4 protein-coding genes are annotated in these 2,992 nt (G+C 56.8%); 1 reads left to right on the top strand and 3 read right to left on the bottom strand.

What is annotated here, in order from left to right:
- Positions 1 to 347: transposase (locus tag VSS37_RS06750; protein ID WP_324694036.1), on the top strand; the 347-nt coding region annotated here is incomplete at its 5' end.
- A 7-nt stretch (positions 348 to 354) separates the two neighbouring features.
- On the opposite strand, the gene VSS37_RS06745 is transcribed toward VSS37_RS06750, so the two are convergent.
- The 3 genes from VSS37_RS06745 to VSS37_RS06735 all read right to left on the bottom strand — a co-directional run bounded on the left by VSS37_RS06745 (position 355) and on the right by VSS37_RS06735 (position 2,809).
- Positions 355 to 1,200: an alpha/beta fold hydrolase gene (locus tag VSS37_RS06745; RefSeq protein ID WP_324694035.1), complete on the bottom strand. Its 846-nt coding sequence runs from the start codon at positions 1,198 to 1,200 to the stop codon at positions 355 to 357.
- 58 nt (positions 1,201 to 1,258) lie between these two features.
- Positions 1,259 to 2,320, bottom strand: a complete 1,062-nt coding sequence (locus VSS37_RS06740) for an NADH:ubiquinone reductase (Na(+)-transporting) subunit F (RefSeq protein WP_324694034.1) — start codon at positions 2,318 to 2,320, stop codon at positions 1,259 to 1,261.
- 126 nt (positions 2,321 to 2,446) lie between these two features.
- The gene (locus tag VSS37_RS06735) at positions 2,447 to 2,809 is read right to left on the bottom strand and encodes a phenol hydroxylase subunit P4 (RefSeq protein ID WP_324694032.1); all 363 of its coding nucleotides are present in this window, start codon (positions 2,807 to 2,809) and stop codon (positions 2,447 to 2,449) included.
- Positions 2,810 to 2,992: the final 183 nt, after the last annotated feature.

Below are 2,992 nucleotides of genomic sequence, written 5' to 3'. Positions count from 1 at the left end.
TGTCCATCACAACAGCGGATGTCAATGACCGGCAGGGCGGCTTGTTGGCCTTGTCTTGCCGGGCGGCTTGCCTCACTGGGGTGAAAAAGACCCTGGAGGATGGTGGCTATACTGGTGGGCCATTTGCAGGGGGCATCGCCAACATTTTGCCGGACGCCGAAGTCGAGGTGGTCAAACGTCATGAGTTGCACACCTTCAAGGCCCTGCCGAAACGCTGGATTGTGGAGCGTTCCTTTGCCTGGTTGGAAAAATGTCGGCGGCTGTGGAAAAACTGTGGATGCCTGCCCAACAACAGCCTACAAATGGTCAATCTGGCTTTCTTATCTTTGATGTTGAGAAGATTATGAGCAGGTTCTAAGACCCCGAAACACATAATGAGCCACCGAGAAAACCTGCCACCAGTGCATTAAACCGCGCCGCATGTTCAATCTGCGTCCAGTGCCCGCACTGCCCGAACACATGCAGTTCGGAATGATCAATCAGCTTCAGCAGGTTATAGGCATTCTGCAATGGAATCACCTTGTCATCCCGCCCGTGCACAATCAGCGTTTGGTGGGGCAGGGCGCGAATAGCCTCCTGCGGGCTGGTCATGGCATCCACCCATTGCTGGCGTGGCGCCGGGAACATGCTGGAAAACGATTCCTGGAAACCGGGGCGGATACTGGCCTGGTAACGCAACTCAGCCAGCTCATCGGTCACCAGTTCACGGCTGTAGGCGAAGATATCCAGCAGCGCCTTCATGTTTTCCAGCGAAGGCTCATAGCCCCACACCTTGTCCAACCCGTCAGTGATGTGGAATGGCACGCCGACACTACCCATCAGCACCAGTTTGTTGACCCGTTCAGGGTGGCGGATCGCCATGGCCAGCGCCAGTGCGCCGCCGAAGGAATTGCCCACCACCGAAGCTTTCTCCAGCTCCAGCGCATCCAGCAGGCCGATCGCCTGTTGCACCCAGTTATCCATGTTGTACACGGCATCGAGTTTGCGCTCGCTGAAACCGAAACCGGCCATATCAGGGGCGATGACGCGGAATTGTTTGGCCAGTTCGGGGATGGTCAGCCGCCAGTTCGCCCAGGCGCTGACGCCGGGGCCGGAGCCGTGAATCAGCAGCACCGGCTCGCCGCTACCCTGGTCGTGGTAATTGGTCATGATGCCAGCGGCATTGATGCTGCTGGCGATTTCAGGGTTCTGTGTATTCATGATGTGTGTCCTAAAAAGTCCCCCTGCCAATGAGGGCCAGGGGGATAGGGGGAGTCAATCAGATATTCTTGAACAGCGGGCTTTTGCTCGCAGTTTGGCTACCCTGGTTGTAGAAGTTTTCCATGAACATTTCTTTCTCAAACAACCGCCCCTGCATCAGGGTGGTGATGCAGGCGTCGATCATCGGCGGTGGCCCGCACATGTAGGCTTTGTTGCCTGCAAATTTGCCGTCGAAATGCACTTTGGCGGCTTCGTGCACGTAGCCGCGCATTCCCTGCCAGCCGGAGTCTGCCGGTTCTTCTGACAACACCGGCAGGTAGGTGAAGTTGGGGTGTTCCGCCGCCAGTTCCTCGAACAGCTCACGGTAATACAGTTCGTTCTGGTTGCGTGCGCCGTAAATGAACGTAACAGGGCGGGTTTCGCCTTTTTCGAACAAATCCAGAATCATCGATTTGGGGCTGGAAAGGCCGGAGCCACCCGCCAGGAAAAGCATCGGTTCCGGTGCGGATTCACGCACAAAAAAACGCCCATAAGGGCCGGAAAACTGGATTTCATCACCGACTTTCAGCTCATTGTGTAGCCAGGTTGTGCCCGGACCGCCTTCCACCAGTGCCACATTCAGCTCGATCAGGTTTTTCTCGGATGGTGGGCTGGCAATGGAAAATGCCCGTGGCTTGTCTTCCATCCCCGGAATCAGCAGGTTGATGTAGTGCCCGGCCTGGAATTCCATACCACCATTTTCAATAGCGATGAAAATAGCCTTGATGCGTGGTGTGAGGGTTTCGATCTTGGAAACGACGCCGGTGAAATCACGTACCGGGTGATTGTGCGCATCCGGGTCTTCTTCGATGTCGGCTTCGATGGTCAGGTCGCTTTGTGGCGTGGCGCAGCAGGCCAGACATTTGCCTTCTGCGCGTTCCATGTCCATTAGGGCGAAAGGGGAAGCGTCGCCGTGGTCAATATCGCCATCCAGTACGTCAACTTTGCAGGTGCCGCACAGGCCGTGGCCGCAGGCGTGTGGCAGATAAATACCGGCGCGTAGGGCCGCATCCAACAGGGTCTGGCCTTCCTCAACCTCAATGGCGTCGCCAGTGGGTTCTATGGTTACTTCGTAGGTCATAACCGTTGTCCTTTTTACTTGTGTGAGGAAACCCCTCCCAGCCTCTCCTTATCAGGGGAGGAGCAAGAGGGTGCTTCGTCTCCAGTTCCCTTCCCTGATAAGGGGAGGGTTAGGGTGGGGTTTCTTTTAATTCCCCGTCCCCTGATACCCATCCAGCCCCGGTGTTTTGAAGCGGATCAGCGACTTGTGGCCAACGCCGTTATCCTTGAGGCTTTTGCCCATATCGGGGGTGAAGCTTGCGCCATCCAGCATCCATTCGACCTTGTCCCACTGGATTTGCGGGAAGTCAGGGTGTGGCCCCAGCACGCTCGGCAACACCGCTTCGGTGAGCGCGCCAAACGGCATGTCCGGCGGTAAAGGGTAGGCGTTGGCGGTGCAAATGCTGGTGTGATGATCCCAGCCGACATACACCACCTGATTGCCGTGGAAGCGGTCGACGCTATCCATCATGGTGACAGGGTATTCACCGTTGATTGTTTTAACTGCCATCGTTCAACCTCCTTAGGCTGCGCTGGATTGCATGGATGCGGATTCGCCCGTTTCGCCGTGCATGGCTTTCCAGCGGGCTTCGTCGGCGGAACCGGCGTAATCGCCGCCATCTTCCGGCTTGAAGTGATACCAACTGAGCACGTCGGGGATGGCCGCGCCGCCGCAGTTGCCCTGGAATATCTG

This window comes from Candidatus Thiothrix phosphatis, from assembly GCF_035668035.1.
Lineage (GTDB): Bacteria > Pseudomonadota > Gammaproteobacteria > Thiotrichales > Thiotrichaceae > Thiothrix > Thiothrix phosphatis.
This window is presented reverse-complemented; position numbering and strand designations above follow the sequence as displayed.

Coding starts and splice junctions, on each gene's coding strand:
- VSS37_RS06745 (WP_324694035.1), bottom strand. CDS start 1,200: ATGAATACACAGAACCCTGAAATCGCCAGCAGCATCAATGCCGCTGGC.
- VSS37_RS06735 (WP_324694032.1), bottom strand. CDS start 2,809: ATGGCAGTTAAAACAATCAACGGTGAATACCCTGTCACCATGATGGAT.
- VSS37_RS06740 (WP_324694034.1), bottom strand. CDS start 2,320: ATGACCTACGAAGTAACCATAGAACCCACTGGCGACGCCATTGAGGTT.